Origin of the sequence: Acinetobacter sp. YH12040 (assembly GCF_013420005.1) — a bacterium.
In the GTDB taxonomy this organism is placed as follows: domain Bacteria; phylum Pseudomonadota; class Gammaproteobacteria; order Pseudomonadales; family Moraxellaceae; genus Acinetobacter; species Acinetobacter amyesii.
In genome coordinates this window covers 17,118-33,267 of the sequence record NZ_VOZB01000002.1, presented here as the reverse complement: position 1 = coordinate 33,267, position 16,150 = coordinate 17,118, and the positions used below count along the sequence as shown (strand labels likewise).

Genomic DNA, 16,150 nt, shown 5'->3' with positions numbered 1-16,150 from the left:
AAAAGGGCAAGTATTCTAACTTGCCCTTTGTGAAAAATCGACCTTCGTTGCGACTATATTATTCAGCTTATTCTGACGACTCAGTTTTTTCGCTATGAGGACGATCCAATAAGCCAAAGCTTAAACGATTGGTTAAACTGCGTTTTTCTTCATCAGTTTCAACCGCGTCTGTAGAGGTTTGCTCAGAGATCGTTTGTGCTTCTTTACCGAAAATACCTAAGGTTGCACGGTTAAGGAAGCTGCCTTCACTACGTGCAGCACGCATATTGACCGTACCGTCTGACTTCACAAGTTTTGGATAGTTTAGCTTAAGCACTTCGATGTATTGCTGAGACGTGGTTTTATCACCAAGTTTGTCATAACCATAGGCAACCGTCGCTAGAGCTTCTGGAACTTGTGGTGCTTGAGGATAATGTTCGATCACCCAAAGTGAACGTTCAACAGCAGCTAACCATGCTTTACGCTTCACATTAAAACGTGCCGCATTCATTTCGCTTTCAGCCAATTCTTGACTGATGAACTTCATACGTTGTGCGGCATCGACTGCATATTCGCTCGATGGATAGCGACGGATAAAGTCGACAAAGTTTTGATAAGCCACTTTGAGATAGCTCACATCACGATGCGATTGCTTTAAAGAAGTATAGCGAAGCAAACCATTGTAGTTTTGCTCCATGTTTGAAACACCACGCACGTAGTACGCATAATCAACTTGCGGATGCTGTGGGTTCATACGAATAAAACGGTCTGCAAGTGCAATCGCACCTTCATAGTCTTTTTGCTGAAACTTTACATACAATAGTTCAAGTTGTGCTTGCTGCGCATAGTTACCTGTAGGGTAGTAGGTCTCTAGAGCTTCAAGGTGTTTTGCTGCATCTGTATATTGGTTACGTTCAAGCGCTTTTTGTGCTTTTTCGATATAAATCTGTTCGCTTGATTGTGGACCTGTGTCGACCACTTCTTTCTTTGGATTACTGCTACAGCCTACCATTGCCGATGCAATGCCTATTGTTAGAGCAAGCATTGTCATTTTATATTTTGGTAGCGACATAAAAATTCCTCTGTTAATACGGGCAATGAGCTACAATTGAACTATTAAACCACTTTTGTCTGAATGAGCAAATGAGTCAAGCACAATCTTCCAATTCTAATTTCCCTGAAACTGATTTCAATTTACTTGAAGATTCTGAGGATGCAGATAACCATACTTCAGACTCAACTGCAACACGTTTATCGTTGCAATTTCAATTGGATGAAAGCTATTTAGGACAACGTATTGATCAGGTTTCAGCACTGGTTTGGACTGATTTTTCTCGCGAAAAGCTAAAACAGTGGCTCAAAGAGGGCCATTTGTTGGTCAATGGTAACATTGTGAAACCAAAGTACAAATGCGAAGGCACAGAGTTACTGACTTTAGACGTCGAGTTAGAAGCACAAACCCGTAGCTTACCTGAAGATATTCCACTTAATATTGTCTATGAAGATGACGATATTATGGTGATTAATAAACCTGTCGGTATGGTTGTTCATCCAGGCGCTGGAAACAGTACAGGCACATTGGTGAATGCAATTTTGCATCACTACCCAAAATCTTCAGAGTTGACCCGTGCAGGTTTGGTGCATCGTATCGATAAAGATACCTCAGGTCTGTTGGTGGTGGCGAAAAACCTCGAATCCCAATTTTCTTTAAGTAAGCAATTGGCGAAGAAATCGGTTTACCGTATTTACGATTTGATCGTATATGGCAACATTATTGCTGGCGGTACAGTCGATGAACCAATTAAACGTCATCCTGTCGATCGCATCAAAATGGCTGTCTTGCCGGGCGGTAAAGATGCGGTAACTCACTATAATGTGAAAGAACGTTTCCAAAACTTTACCCGTGTTCAAGCACGTTTAGAAACGGGTCGTACTCATCAAATTCGTGTGCATTTTACTTATATCGGTCATGGTCTTGTGGGCGATCAAGTGTATGTACCACGTGTACGTATGCCTGCAGGCGCGTCGATGTTATTAGATGACACTTTACGTGGCTTTAAACGTCAGGCTTTACACGCGGTTAAATTGGGTCTCGTTCATCCACGTACAGGTGAAGACATGATGTTTGAAGCACCATGGCCTGAAGACTTTAATCAATTGGTTGAAGTATTACGTAGCGAAAACAAAGCTTATTAAGTTTTAAACTGATTTACACGCCATAGATAGAAAAGGACGGCAACATGCAATTTGTTCAGGGACTTCCACAGGGTGTTTTTGTGGGACAAACTCGAGTTCATCATGATCAGACGCAACCTGCTGAACAACCTGAACTGACAGGATTTAATCTGGCATTGCATGTGGGAGATGATGCAGCGCGTGTGCAAAAGCACCGGATGCAATTGCTCAAAGACTTTGCTGAATATGGCGTGAATAAAATCAGCTGGATGAACCAAACCCACAGTACGCTATGCCATCGCATTGATGAACAGATCAACTTTGTTGCACCCGAAGGCGATGGTATGGTCACGCAGTCTAAACATCATGCCCTGATGATGATGACCGCAGACTGCTTACCCGTGGTTTTGGGTAATGCTGACGGGACAGAAGTTGCCAATCTGCATGCAGGTTGGAAGGGCTTGGCCAACGGTATTGTGGAGAACACCATTGCAGCCATGCACACTCAGCCAACATGGGCTTGGTTGGGGGCAGCTATTTGCCAAGAGAGTTTTGAAATTGGTGCAGAAGTCAAAGCTGCCTTTTGTTCCAAATACCCAGAACTTGAAAGTGCATTTAAAGCTGGTGTAAGGGAAGGCAAATATTATGCTGATCTTTATGCGATAGCGCGTTATATTCTTGCATTACATGGGGTTAAAGCCGTAACAGGTGGCGACCAATGTACCTTTTTGCAAGCTGAAGAATATTTTTCTTATCGCCGCGAAGCGAAAACAGGACGTATGGCAACATTCGTCTTTATGCTTTGAAAATGCTAAACTTGACTGAATCTATCGACTTTTAAATGTTATGTCTTTGACTGCTAAATCTCTTGCTGTTGTTTACCACAGTCCCTATGGGCACACTGCCAAAGTGGCGAATTTCATTGTACAAGGTGCAGAAAAAGCCGGTGTAAAAGTCCATCTCATGAATGTAGAGCATGTGGATTGGGATGAATTGGACAGTGCAGATGCCATCGTTTTTGGATGCCCAACCTATATGGGCAGTATGAGTGCGGCAATGAAATTATTCATGGAGCAATCATCTAAACGCTGGTTAGCACGGACATGGCAAGGCAAGTTAGCCGCTGGTTTTACCAATGGTGGCGGCTTAAGTGGAGATAAATTGGCAGTATTGCAGCAAATCAATTTATTCGCCATGCAGCACGGCATGTTGTGGAGCGGTCTTCCATTGATGCCAACTGGACGAAGCACAACAGATTTAAATCGGATGTCGAGTTTTTTAGGTTTAATGACACAATCGGATAATGCGCCTGTTGAAGTCACGCCACCTGCGGGTGATTTAGAAACCGCTATTTGGTTTGGTGAATATCTGGGACTGTTGTTAAATAAAGTTAATTAATTTGTAAATAAATCGTTTGAACTATCATTTATAAATCTTTGAAAACCCTAGTGATGGAAATGTTACTGGGGTTTTTATTGGCCTAAAATTCGTGAAAATTGGCATTTTGTATAATTGAGTTGTGATGCGTGTCACAAATTGCCATTCATTTACGCCAACGCTATTGATTTAATCTTCTCATAAATTTCACTCGGGATGAGTGACGAATATTAAAAAGGATTAAATAATCGTGAAAAAAACAATAGTCGCAATGGCATTGACCTTATGTGTTTCTGACGTTGTTTTTGCAGCAGAAGGATTGGTGGGATTAGCCGATGAAGAATTGTCTGCCATCAATGGTGCTGCATTGATGAATATGTCCTATACCGATCCTATTTTGGTCAACCAACAAATGGTCGATGAAAATATTGGTTTCTACAAACTCAGTTTAGATGCCGTCATGGATCTGAACGTCAATGTCAAAAGTTTGCAACTCGGCTGTGGTGGGGTAAATGGGTCAAATGGCTGTGATATTGATATTAGTCATCTAGCGTTGAGTGGTAATGCAACGTCGACCGATGCCAACGGTAATCCCGTCTTTAATGGTGATCGAGCGTCAACAAGTGCCGAACTGAAAAATCCGTTTATTGAATTTGCAATTAAAAACCCAAAACAAGCCGCTTTACGCGAAGTTAAAGGCTTCCGTGTCAGTGCTGAATCAATTACAGGTTTATTGACCACTGGTATTCAAAACACGGGTGCGCCGACAGATGGAATTAAGTCACTGAGCGGTTATATGAAAATTGCACCGACTACAGGGACAGCAAAGACCCAAGCCGCGATCTTTGGGGATAGCAGCAGTGAGACTTTATCGGGTAACTTGGTGATTAATACGATTTGGAACAATGATCGTAGCTTTGTCAGCCAACCCGAAAATAGTAAGGGTTTAAAAATTCCTTCAATGAATGTGCCGTTTACTGTCCCTGAAATTACTATCAACGGAAAACGACAAACTCAAGCCGTTGCCAAAAATATCAGTGCGACAGTGCCATCGATTCAACTCAACCGTGATAGTGGTAGTTTACAGGTCAAACTTGACCGTAATTTGTTATGGGTAGAAGGGGCGCAGTTCTTTATGGATTCTGGCTCATCAATTGATGGTTTGAAAATGAACATTACCTTTGAGCAAGCCTTAAATATGATTCATAACATTCCACTAAATGGTACAGCTGGTTATTTATCACTTCAATCTCAAGATATCAGTTGGCCAGATGCCAATGCAGATGATATTGCACGTACAGGTTGGTGGATGTCATTTAAAGATCCGATCAATATTGGCAAATTGAATCCAACATCTGAAGTGGATATCTCAGGCGTCTTGCCACAAGTTGCTCAAAAAGTATCGCAAATTTTAACCAATGAACCAATTTATATTCCCTTAGGTTCTGCTGTTGGTGCAGCATTTGGTCTGCCAATTTATAAAAATGTCGGTTCAATTAACCTCAGTAATGCAGGTGCGGCCAATTTAACTTTAAAAAATCAGGTCTTGGGGAATCAGGAAGTTCGGACTAACTGTTTTGGTGGGTTGAAATTCTGCTAAATCTGCAATTTAAAAATAAAAAAACCTCCAAGATGGAGGTTTTTTTATTGAACTTATTTATGAAAAATACGGGCTTTATCGCGCTGCCAATCACGGTCTTTTTCCGTTGCACGCTTGTCGTGAAGCTGTTTACCTTTTACTAGGGCAATTTCAAGTTTGGCATGAGGACCTTTCCAGTAACATGCCAAAGGCACACATGAATAACCTTTTTGGTTAATTGCACCTTGTAGTTTTTCAATTTCACGGCGGTTCAGCAATAATTTACGAGTACGTGTTGCTTCAGGCACTACATGTGTCGAAGCACTCAGTAAAGGTTGCACTTGAGCGCCGAATAAAAATGCTTCACCATTTTTAAACGTAATATAGCTCTCTACGATAGTCATTCGACCCGCACGCATTGATTTGACTTCCCAGCCTTGTAATGAAAGGCCCGCTTCAAATTTTTCTTCAATGAAATAATCGTGACGCGCACGCTTATTTAGGGCAATCGTACTGCTACTATTTTTTTTAACTACTGCTTTCGTCATAATCAAAAACTTCCAAACTTAGCACTATTGTACCCGAACTTTGAATAAGATGAAGTTTTTAAATTTACAAGCTGACTTCACCTATAAATCAAGATTTTGTTAAAATACCCATCTACAAAATAACAGAGTACAACTGGATGTCTAAAACTCGTGTAATTTATCCGGGCACATTCGATCCAATTACTAATGGTCATATCGATTTAGTGACACGTGCATCACGCATGTTTGACGAAGTTGTCGTGGCAATTGCAATTGGACATCACAAAAACCCTGTGTTTAGTCTGGAAGAACGTGTTGCACTAGCGCAAGAGTCTTTAAGTCATTTGTCAAATGTTGAGTTTGTAGGTTTTGATGGGCTGTTGGTCAACTTCTTTAACGAGCAAAAAGCAACAGCCGTGTTACGTGGTTTACGTGCAGTTTCAGATTTTGAATATGAATTTCAATTGGCAAATATGAATCGCCGTTTGGACAGTAAATTTGAAGCCGTGTTCTTAACCCCATCAGAGCAATATTCGTTTATTTCATCTACGCTCGTGCGTGAAATTGCACGTTTAAATGGTGATGTCACTCAGTTTGTACCACAAGCTGTTGTGGAAGCCTTTAAGCGTAAACAACAGCAAGGTTGGTAGAGTGTCTTTATATATCACTGATGAATGCATCAACTGCGATGTCTGTGAACCTGTATGCCCCAATGAGGCGATTTTCATGGGGGAACTCATTTATGAGATTAACCCTGATTTGTGTACGGAATGCGTTGGGCATCACGATAAACCGCAGTGTCAGTTGTTCTGTCCGGTAGACTGTATTCCATTGGATCCGGCACATCCTGAAACTCAGGAACAGCTTCAACAAAAGTACGAAAAACTAACTGCTCAAAAAACATCAAGCAATTAGTTGTCAGATTTGTTAGAATGCGTCCCGAAGTGAACCAGACGATCGCTGCTGTGTATAGGTCTCCGTGACTAAAGCAGGGGAGGAAAGTCCGGGCTTCATAGGGCAAGGTGCCAGGTAACGCCTGGGCGGTGTGAGCCGACGGAAAGTGCAGCAGAGAGTAGACCGCCTTCATTATGGTTTCGAGCAATCGAAATCGGAGGTAAGGGTGAAAGGGTGCGGTAAGAGCGCACCGCGTGTCTGGTAACAGTTCACGGCATGGTAAACCCCACCGGAAGCAAGACCAAATAGGGATCCTTTAGGCATGGCCCATGCTGGATCCGGGTAGGTCGCTTGAGCGTATGAGTGATTGTACGCCTAGAGGAATGATCGTCCTCGACAGAACCCGGCTTATCGGTTCACTTCAACAAATTTTGATCAAATACGCGCATTATGGGCTTGACGATATTTAAATATCCCTCCATAATGCGCGCACAGTTTAAGGCTATGTAGCTCAGTTGGTTAGAGCACCGCACTCATAATGCGGGGGTCACAAGTTCAAGTCTCGTCATAGCCACCATATTCAAAAAAAGACCACTCCGATTGAGTGGTCTTTTTTTATGTCTCAATTTTCCAAATTTAAAAAATTAACGATAAACAAAACGACGCATACCTGCACGTAAGGCAAATGCGCCATGCATATATAAGCCACCGAGCCAATATGGCACATTGTAAATATCTTCATGGCGATATTTAACTAAAGCAAACTCAGCCAATAGTCCTTCAAAGAACGTGCCGCCAATGGCAAGCATAATGGCTAATATCAGTAGCCATGTACGCTCATAGCTAAATAACCAGCGAATAAAAAAGCTAATATAGAAAATCCAGCACAATGCTTCAGGGTGGAAGTTACCAAAACCACTGAGTATGTAGACAATCGCAAAGAGTACTAAAGCCTCAACTAATGGAGATGTACCGTCGTGATGGCAACTGAGCTGAGTCATCACATAGTGTTTGAGTAGTTGTGTAAATTGAATATAGCTAAATGCCATGAAAGCAAAGGCAATAAAAAAGCCAGGGAATACCCACCAAGCTTGATAGAAAAATAATGGGTTGGGATAACTAAGTGTCTGGGTATAGACATGAATCGCATCGCAAAAAGTTGCGACGACTGCTGCCAGCAGGGCAAGTATAAATATGCCTGAGAATTGAGTGGTTCTCGTCATCATTCATCCTGAAAAGTGGGGTCTTTTTATTTTATGAGTTCTTTATAGTCTGAATTTGAGGTAAAGGCTATGACAAGTTACGAGATGCTTATGGGTTAAATGTTAATTTATAGCGCTACTGCTATACTCAATACATAGTTAACTTGATGAATATAAATAGAAATGATGGATAATCAATTAAACTGGGCTAAAGATAATTTTGAGAATATTGAAACTGCATGGGAAGGCGATCTTTGGGATCGCCGTCGCTTAGGAGAGCAACTTACAAATTACGTCGATCGCTTAAATTGCGGAGCTGTTCTTGCTTTGGATGCACGATGGGGTGAGGGAAAAACGTGGTTTGTTCGTCACTGGGCGAAACATTTAGATGATACTCAGCATAACGTGATCTATTTGGATGCATTTGCTAATGATTATTTGGAAGATCCATTTTTAACGATTGCCGCTGAAATAAGTCAAACTTTTAAAGAATCAGAAGAAATTGATGATGATGAAATTAAAGATTTTAATGCTAAGACTGCTTCAGTATTAATATCGCTGGCGGCTGTCATACCAATAATTGCGGCTAAAGCGGGGATGCATTGGATTGGCTTGGGTGGAGCTGGAGAAGCATTTAAAGAGGTATATGAAGAAGGCAAAGAGTTGTATGACACAGCAAGTGAGGAAATAGCTGCAAAAGTTAAGGAGAAAATCGAAAAGAAAATAGAGAATCATCAAGTTGAGAAACAAACAATTCATGACTTTAAGAAAGAACTTGCTGAATTAGCAGAAAAATTAGATAAGCCTTTAGTTTTTATTATTGATGAATTAGACCGTTGCCGCCCTGATTTTGCTATACGTTTGATTGAGCGGATTAAACATTTTTTTGATATTCCTAAAATTGTTTTTATATTGGTCATGGATAAAACTCAATTTTCGAAAGTGATATGCCATAACTATGGTTATGATGAAAGTCTTGGTGAAGAATATTTAACAAAGTTTATTGATTTTACGATCGAATTAAAACATGCAAAAGATACTGAAAACTTTGAGCTTATTATAAAAGAACAGCTATTTAAAATTGGAGAACTTAAGTCAGTAGATGAGCTAACAGAACTTTATTATTGTTTACTGTATTTACAATTGCATCTCAAATTAAATAGCCGAGAATTAGTAAAACGTATTAATCAATATGCGTTACTTCGAACTGAAAGTAATTCGAAAAATCTAATTTTAATAATGTTTTTGATAGGCTCTATCAAAGAATGTAATTTTAAAACCTTCTTAGAGAAAATCACTGATAAATTAATCAATGATTTAAGAGGAGATGTCTATGTATTTGCACGTAAGCATGGTCTTTCTACATGGAGTGGTCGTTATGATGAAATAACAAACAGTGAGTGGTACAAGTTGATTTTGATCAGAGAACTTAAAGTTGATAACCCATTATTGAATAAAGTGATTGCTGCTTATAATGATTCAGAGAAATCACAAGATAAAACTACAAAAGAGCATTACCTGAGAGAAGGTTTGGAAAACTTCTCTATTATTAATTTTACGCACTCTAGTGAATTTGCTTCGGATTGGGAAAATTATATTAAGCGGGGCATCTAACTTTTGTTTCTAAAATGATTTAATAATCCTTGCAAATCATCCATCTGCAACTGTTCCCGCATCTTTAAAAACTGCTTTTCATCTAAATCATAGAGTTTGAGGGAAAGTAGTTTTTTGATATCTTCTTCAGGAAAGCGATATTTAATGACTTTAGCAGGTACTCCGCCGACAACTGCATAAGGTGGCACATCTTTAGTTACCACAGCGCCTGTAGCCACCACAGCACCTTCACCGAGTGTAACGCCTTGCATAATCATGGCGCGTGAGCCGATCCAGCAGCCATCACCAATGATGGTGTCACCCGCAGGGACAAAACTCCGTGTATCAAACGGAAATGCCGAAATCCAGTCGGTTCGGTGGAGTTGGTTACCACCCATCATAATCACGCATTCTGCGCCAAAACAGACAAAATTACCGATATATAGCTGGTCTATCGGCTTCTCAGCTGTTGCAGGTTTATCGTGTAGATAACGCACCACACAGCGCTCAAAACCCTGATCCCAATATGCAGAATAATATGAATAATTACCTTTGATGTGAATATTTGGGTTCTTCACTGTTTTAGAGATGAACTCAAACTCACACCAATGATTGACAGGTGAATTAATCAATTTTTCAGACATAAGGTTTAATAGCAATAATGATTCGCGTGACTATTTTAGCTGACTCACTATAAATGTCGACTACAGATAAATGCTTAAGCACGTTTTAAATGCAGCAAATGCGTGGCTTGAGTATGTCGTATTCCATCTTTACGATTCGCAAAATAACGCTGTGTAATGTCATGTGCAGATAAATCTTCTAAGACTACATAACCCAGTTTTGTCACGGCACGGTGTAACTCATTACTGTGAAATGTCCCAATAATGGGTTCACTTAAAAAATAGGTAAATTTGGAAACAGCAAATGATCCGACACGCTCTATACCAGTTAAATCTTGATAGGGAATGGAATAATCTAAAACCAATTCGCTACCTGAGGCTACAAATTCGGCAATAGTTTGCAAGGTGCTAAAAGTTGTTTCTGGTTTTAAATAATGCGTCGTTCCAAGCCAAGAAAAGAAAGTTGGTTGCTTTGTATCATAGGAACTCCGTTTTAAGGCATGCGCTAAATTTTCTTTCTCAAAATCAATCGAAACAAAATCAACATGGTCTGGAATATGTCCGAGTTTCTGTAAACTTCGTATTTTTAATGCTTGAGTATCAGGGTGATCAACCTCAAAAATTTTAATATCTGAGTATTTCTGCGCTAATCGGAGGACAAAAGAATCTAAACCTGCACCAATCAGCACATATTGTTTAATTCCTTGTTGTACTGCCTTTTCTAATTGATCTTCGGCATAGCGTGAACGTGCCACCACCTGTGCGGTGAGTAATCCAAATGTTTGGTTAGGAATTTTACTATTTAACGCTTTTATACATGCACGACTTGAAAGCAGTCGACGCCAAATTGGACTGGTGAAATGAAAGGCATAAGGGTCGGAAAAAACAGGTTGGTTCGCATATAAATAATGATTTGCGCGAATGGCAGCGGCAGCTTGTGCCGTTCGGCTTGCATGTCCAAATTTCATCGTGTGTTATGACTCTTTTTGTTTTAGATAACACTTTAATGAAATAAGCCATTTGAACAATGACGTATTCAGTCGACTATTGTTGCTGAACGTACATTTTGGTCACTCGATAGCATACATTGGGCTAAGGAAAACATACAATAATAAAAAACCCCTCAAAAGAGGGGCTTAAAATTGCTCATCTTAATGATTAAAGATATTCAACTTTAGAAATTTCATACTCAACTTCACCTTGTGGGGTGTTGATTTTTACATCGTCGCCTTCGTTTTTACCCAAAAGACCACGCGCAATTGGAGAGTTCACAGAGATTTTGTTGATTTTAAAATCTGCTTCGTCATCACCAACGATTTTATAAGTCTTTTGTTCTTCAGTATCTAAGTTTTCAATGGTCACTGTCACACCGAAAACCACACGGCCATTTTGCTCAAGTGATTTAACATCAATCACTTGGCAAGCACCCAGTTTACCTTCGATATCTTGGATACGGCCTTCACAGAAACCTTGTTGCTCGCGAGCAGCGTGGTATTCAGCGTTTTCTTTCAAATCCCCATGTTCACGCGCTTCAGCAATTGCTGCAGTAATACGTGGACGATCAACACTTTTAAGTTGCTGTAATTCTTTCTCTAGGGCAATTTTGCCTTCGGGAGTCATAGGATAACGTTGCATTGTTGTCCCTCATGTTTGTAAAAGAAAAAATCAGTAAAATTTTTACTGACCTAGAAATGAAAAAAAGCCCGCCACCGAGAGGTGGCGGGACTTCTCGGTAACTTAATTAACCTTTAGTAAGGTCTTGTAAGCGGTATACATCCATTGGCAATTTGATTGCTAAAGCTTGGCATACTGCATCAGCACCGTTAAGGGTAGTTGTGTAATACACTTTACCTTGTAATGCAGAGCGGCGGATCGAGAATGAATCTTCTTGAGCCTGTTTGCCTTCAGTTGTATTGATAATGAGGTGAACTTCGCCATTTTTCAAGCGGTCTACGATATTAGGACGGCCTTCAGTCACTTTGTTCACACGTTCACATTCAATACCAGCATCTTTAATCACATCATAAGTACCGCCAGTAGCGATGACTTTGAAGCCAAGATCAGTCAACTGTTTCGCAATACCAACAGCACGAGGCTTGTCAGAATGACGAACAGATAAGAATGCATGTTTTACTTCGCCTTCCGTTGGTAGGCCTGGTAAACGGTCATTAGAGCCTAACACAGCTTTATAGAACGCTTCACCAAATGTTTTGCCTACACCCATCACTTCGCCTGTAGATTTCATCTCAGGGCCAAGAATTGGGTCAACACCAGGGAATTTGTTGAATGGGAACACTGCTTCTTTTACAGAGAAGTGTTCAGGAATAATCTCTGTAGTGAATCCTTGAGATTCTAGAGATTGACCTGCCATACAACGCGCAGCAACTTTCGCTAAAGATTCACCGATACACTTAGAAACGAACGGAACAGTACGTGATGCACGTGGGTTCACTTCTAGAATGTATACGTCAGTGCCTTTAACAGCAAACTGTACGTTCATTAAACCAATTACGCCAAGCTCTTTTGCCATAGCGATGGTTTGACGACGCATTTCGTCCTGTACTTCTTGAGATAAAGAGTAAGGAGGAATAGAACATGCTGAGTCACCTGAGTGAATACCCGCTTGTTCGATATGCTGCATGATACCGCCGATCACAACGTCTTTACCGTCAGATACGCAGTCCACGTCAACTTCAATCGCATCGTCAAGGAAGTGGTCAAGAAGTACAGGCGCTTCGTTAGATGCTTGAACCGCATCACGTAAGTAACGTTTCAATTCTTCGTCGTTGTACACGATTTCCATCGCACGGCCACCAAGTACATAAGATGGACGTACCACAAGTGGGTAGCCAACTTTTGCTGCTTCAGCCATACCTTCTTCAGCAGATTTTACGATGCTGTTGTTTGGTTGACGAAGTTGTAGACGTTGAATCATTTGTTGGAAACGTTCACGGTCTTCTGCACGGTCAATCGCGTCAGGTGATGTACCAATAATTGGCGCACCAGCTTCTTCCAAAGCACGAGCCAATTTAAGCGGAGTTTGACCGCCGTACTGAACGATAATGCCTTTAGGCTTCTCGATACGCACGATTTCAAGTACATCTTCCAAAGTAATTGGTTCGAAGTACAAACGATCTGATGTGTCGTAATCTGTAGAAACCGTTTCAGGGTTACAGTTCACCATGATGGTTTCATAGCCGTCATCACGCATTGCAAGGGCAGCGTGTACACAGCAGTAATCGAACTCGATACCTTGACCAATACGGTTAGGACCACCACCGATGACCATGATTTTGTCACGGTTCGATGGGTTTGCTTCACATTCTTCATCGTAAGTTGAGTACATGTAAGCTGTATCAGATTCGAATTCAGCCGCACATGTATCTACACGTTTGTAAACTGGAGTTACGCCCAAGTTCCAGCGGTGTTTACGGAATTGTTTTTGTGAAATGCCCATCAAGTCCGCAATGCGAAGGTCAGATAAACCTTTGCGTTTGAACGAACGGATGTTGTCAGCGTTTAAGTCACCAAAACCTAAAGATTTGATTTTCTCTTCAGTTTTGATGATGTCTTCGATTTGGATCAAGAACCAACGGTCAATATTCGTCGCAGCGAACACTTCATCTAACGTGAAACCATGACGGAATGCATCGCCAACGTACCAAATACGCTCAGGACCAGGCACTTTAAGTTCTTGAAGGATTTTCTCTTTCGCACCTTCAGTACCCACTTCGATTTTTTCATCAAAGCCAGCAGCACCCACTTCAAGACCACGAAGCGCTTTTTGTACTGACTCTTGGAAGTTACGGCCAATTGCCATGACTTCACCCACAGATTTCATCTGTGTAGTTAAAGTTGCATCAGCTTGTGGGAATTTCTCGAAGTTGAAACGAGGAATCTTAGTCACAACATAGTCAATCGCAGGTTCGAATGATGCAGGAGTTGTACCGCCAGTGATGTCATTTTTCAATTCATCAAGGGTATAACCGACTGCCAATTTCGCTGCAATTTTTGCAATTGGGAAACCGGTTGCTTTAGATGCCAAAGCAGATGAACGAGAAACACGAGGGTTCATCTCGATCACAACCATACGGCCATCTTTCGGGTTAATACCGAACTGAACGTTCGAACCACCCGTTTCTACACCAATTTCACGAAGTACTGCTAAAGAGGCATTACGTAAAAGTTGGAATTCTTTGTCTGTTAATGTTTGTGCAGGGGCAACAGTGATTGAGTCACCTGTGTGCACGCCCATTGGGTCAAAGTTTTCAATGGTACATACAATGATACAGTTGTCGTTTTTGTCACGAACAACTTCCATTTCGTACTCTTTCCAACCAATCAATGATTCATCAATTAAAAGTTGGTGAGTAGGAGAAAGGTCGAAACCGCGTTCACAGATCTCGATAAATTCTTCTTTGTTGTATGCGATACCACCGCCTGAACCACCCATCGTAAATGATGGACGGATAATCACAGGGAAACCGAAGCGTGCTTGAATTTCTAACGCTTCTTCCATTGATTCAGCGATGTCAGCTTTTGGACATTCAAGACCAATTTTACGCATTGCTTGGTCGAAGAGTTTACGGTCTTCGGCTTTTTCAATTGCTTCTTTAGTCGCGCCGATCAATTCAACATTGTATTTTTCTAAAATGCCGTGCTCATCAAGGGCGAGGGCACAGTTCAATGCTGTTTGACCACCCATTGTCGGAAGAACTGCGTCTGGACGTTCTTTCTCAATGATTGCAGCTACAGTTTGCCAAGTGATCGGCTCGATGTAAGTTGCGTCTGCCATCGCAGGGTCAGTCATAATGGTCGCTGGGTTAGAGTTCACCAAAATAACACGGTAGCCTTCTTCACGAAGGGCTTTACATGCTTGCGCACCTGAGTAGTCAAACTCACATGCCTGACCGATCACAATCGGACCAGCACCAATAATTAAGATGCTTTTAATGTCTGTACGTTTAGCCATGATGCTTCCTTAATTACTTCTTAGATGCTTCGATAAGTTCGATGAAATGATCGAACAGTGGTGCGCAGTCATGTGGACCAGGGCTTGCTTCTGGGTGACCTTGGAAACTGAACGCAGGTTTGTCTGTACGATGAATCCCTTGAAGGGTTTGGTCGAACAGCGATTTGTGCGTAGCTTTCAAGTTTGCAGGAAGAGTTTCTGCATCCACTGCGAAGCCGTGGTTTTGAGAAGTAATCATCACTGTACCATTTTCTAAGTTTTGTACAGGATGGTTAGCACCGTGGTGACCGTGAGGCATTTTCACAGTTTTTGCACCTGATGCAAGTGCAAGAATTTGGTGACCTAAGCAAATACCGAATACAGGTACATTACGTGCGTCTTCTACAATTGTTTTTACAGCTTCAATTGCATAATCACATGCTGCTGGATCGCCGGGGCCGTTCGATAAGAACACGCCATCTGGATTCAGCGCAAGTACATCAGCAGCAGGAGTTTGCGCAGGCACGACAGTCAATTTACAACCGCGGTCTGCGAGCATACGTAAGATGTTGGTTTTGACACCGTAGTCGTATGCTACAACATGGAATTTAAGTTCTGGTTGAGCGAAACCTTTACCAAGCGCCCAAGAGCCTTCAGTCCACTCGAAACCGGTCGGATCACAGCATTCTTTTGCAAGGTCTAAACCATTAAGACCACCAAAAGCACGTGCTTTAGCTAACGCTTCTTCTTCAGTCGCGTTTTCACCAGCAAGGATACAACCGTTTTGCGCACCTTTTGATCGCAGAATACGCGTTAATTTACGAGTATCAATATCTGCGATAGCAACAACATTGTGTTGTTTAAGGTAATCACTTAGTGATTGCTCAGCACGGAAGTTGCTATGCAATAAAGGTAGGTCACGAATGATCAATCCGTTGGCCCATACTTTATGAATTCGACCTGACTCAGCGTCTTCATCATTACAACCTGTGTTACCGATATGTGGGTAAGTTAGGGTCACAAGTTGTTGTGCATAACTTGGGTCAGTCAAAATTTCTTGATAGCCAGTCATGGCAGTGTTGAAAACGACTTCACCAGTCGTACTACCCGATGCGCCAATTGAAGTACCTTTAAAAATAGTACCATCGGCAAGGGCTAAAATTGCTGGGGTGCTCAAACCAAAGCTCCTGAAATTTAGGCTGTAAAAAAGCGAGAAGACGAAAAAAAAGGAAGGCTGCTTAAAAACCTAC

The 16,150-nt window shown here is 41.4% G+C and carries 15 protein-coding genes, 1 tRNA gene and 1 other RNA gene; 9 read left to right on the top strand and 8 right to left on the bottom strand.

Annotated elements, in window-relative coordinates; translation table 11 throughout:
* Nucleotides 1-67 precede the first annotated feature (67 nt).
* Nucleotides 68-1,051, bottom strand: coding sequence for an outer membrane protein assembly factor BamD (locus FTT99_RS02380; RefSeq protein ID WP_180129226.1), 984 nt, complete (start codon nt 1,049-1,051; stop codon nt 68-70).
* A 71-nt stretch (nt 1,052-1,122) separates the two neighbouring features.
* On the opposite strand from FTT99_RS02380, the gene rluD reads away from it, so the two are divergent.
* The 4 genes from rluD (at nt 1,123) to FTT99_RS02360 (ending at nt 5,131) form a co-directional block, all read left to right on the top strand.
* On the top strand, nt 1,123-2,175 hold the full coding sequence (gene rluD, locus FTT99_RS02375; RefSeq protein ID WP_180129227.1) for a 23S rRNA pseudouridine(1911/1915/1917) synthase RluD: 1,053 nt from the start codon (nt 1,123-1,125) through the stop codon (nt 2,173-2,175).
* Between the two features lie 44 nt (nt 2,176-2,219).
* Complete coding sequence (gene pgeF, locus FTT99_RS02370; protein WP_180129229.1) at nt 2,220-2,960, top strand: peptidoglycan editing factor PgeF; 741 nt, start codon at nt 2,220-2,222, stop codon at nt 2,958-2,960.
* 40 nt (nt 2,961-3,000) lie between these two features.
* Nucleotides 3,001-3,552 (top strand): flavodoxin family protein, encoded by a 552-nt coding sequence (locus FTT99_RS02365; RefSeq protein ID WP_078192171.1) that lies wholly within the window; start codon nt 3,001-3,003, stop codon nt 3,550-3,552.
* A gap of 229 nt (nt 3,553-3,781) precedes the next feature.
* Nucleotides 3,782-5,131, top strand: a complete 1,350-nt coding sequence (locus FTT99_RS02360; protein ID WP_373684532.1) for a hypothetical protein — start codon at nt 3,782-3,784, stop codon at nt 5,129-5,131.
* A gap of 53 nt (nt 5,132-5,184) precedes the next feature.
* Here FTT99_RS02360 and smpB read toward each other — a convergent pair whose 3' ends face one another.
* Nucleotides 5,185-5,658, bottom strand: coding sequence for an SsrA-binding protein SmpB (gene smpB / locus FTT99_RS02355; protein ID WP_078191351.1), 474 nt, complete (start codon nt 5,656-5,658; stop codon nt 5,185-5,187).
* A gap of 137 nt (nt 5,659-5,795) precedes the next feature.
* Between smpB and coaD the strand changes: the two genes are divergently transcribed.
* The 4 genes from coaD (at nt 5,796) to FTT99_RS02335 (ending at nt 7,108) form a co-directional block, all read left to right on the top strand.
* Nucleotides 5,796-6,287 (top strand): pantetheine-phosphate adenylyltransferase, encoded by a 492-nt coding sequence (gene coaD / locus FTT99_RS02350; protein ID WP_078191350.1) that lies wholly within the window; start codon nt 5,796-5,798, stop codon nt 6,285-6,287.
* Nucleotide 6,288: 1 nt separating this feature from the next.
* The gene (locus tag FTT99_RS02345) at nt 6,289-6,552 is read left to right on the top strand and encodes a YfhL family 4Fe-4S dicluster ferredoxin (protein ID WP_078191349.1); all 264 of its coding nucleotides are present in this window, start codon (nt 6,289-6,291) and stop codon (nt 6,550-6,552) included.
* Between the two features lie 26 nt (nt 6,553-6,578).
* Nucleotides 6,579-6,958: RNase P RNA component class A (gene rnpB / locus FTT99_RS02340), an RNA gene on the top strand.
* Between the two features lie 73 nt (nt 6,959-7,031).
* Nucleotides 7,032-7,108 (top strand) — tRNA-Met (locus FTT99_RS02335).
* 67 nt (nt 7,109-7,175) lie between these two features.
* On the opposite strand, the gene FTT99_RS02330 is transcribed toward FTT99_RS02335, so the two are convergent.
* Nucleotides 7,176-7,757: a hypothetical protein gene (locus tag FTT99_RS02330; protein ID WP_257230536.1), complete on the bottom strand. Its 582-nt coding sequence runs from the start codon at nt 7,755-7,757 to the stop codon at nt 7,176-7,178.
* 159 nt (nt 7,758-7,916) lie between these two features.
* On the opposite strand from FTT99_RS02330, the gene FTT99_RS02325 reads away from it, so the two are divergent.
* Nucleotides 7,917-9,347 carry a P-loop NTPase fold protein gene (locus FTT99_RS02325; protein ID WP_180129232.1) on the top strand — a complete coding sequence of 477 codons (1,431 nt, stop codon included), beginning with the start codon at nt 7,917-7,919 and terminating at the stop codon, nt 9,345-9,347.
* Here the strand turns inward: FTT99_RS02325 and FTT99_RS02320 are convergent.
* From FTT99_RS02320 to carA, 5 genes are all read right to left on the bottom strand, one after another.
* Complete coding sequence (locus tag FTT99_RS02320; RefSeq protein WP_180129233.1) at nt 9,344-9,970, bottom strand: CatB-related O-acetyltransferase; 627 nt, start codon at nt 9,968-9,970, stop codon at nt 9,344-9,346. The two genes, FTT99_RS02325 and FTT99_RS02320, sit on opposite strands and share 4 nt — an antisense overlap.
* Before the next feature lie 74 nt (nt 9,971-10,044).
* Nucleotides 10,045-10,917 (bottom strand): class I SAM-dependent methyltransferase, encoded by an 873-nt coding sequence (locus FTT99_RS02315; protein WP_180129235.1) that lies wholly within the window; start codon nt 10,915-10,917, stop codon nt 10,045-10,047.
* 190 nt (nt 10,918-11,107) lie between these two features.
* Complete coding sequence (greA, locus tag FTT99_RS02310; protein WP_078192164.1) at nt 11,108-11,584, bottom strand: transcription elongation factor GreA; 477 nt, start codon at nt 11,582-11,584, stop codon at nt 11,108-11,110.
* Nucleotides 11,585-11,690: 106 nt separating this feature from the next.
* Nucleotides 11,691-14,921 (bottom strand): carbamoyl-phosphate synthase large subunit, encoded by a 3,231-nt coding sequence (gene carB, locus FTT99_RS02305; protein WP_111883889.1) that lies wholly within the window; start codon nt 14,919-14,921, stop codon nt 11,691-11,693.
* Nucleotides 14,922-14,934: 13 nt separating this feature from the next.
* A complete protein-coding gene (gene carA, locus FTT99_RS02300) occupies nt 14,935-16,077 on the bottom strand; it encodes a glutamine-hydrolyzing carbamoyl-phosphate synthase small subunit (protein WP_078192162.1) in 1,143 nt (380 codons plus the stop codon).
* Nucleotides 16,078-16,150 lie beyond the last annotated feature (73 nt).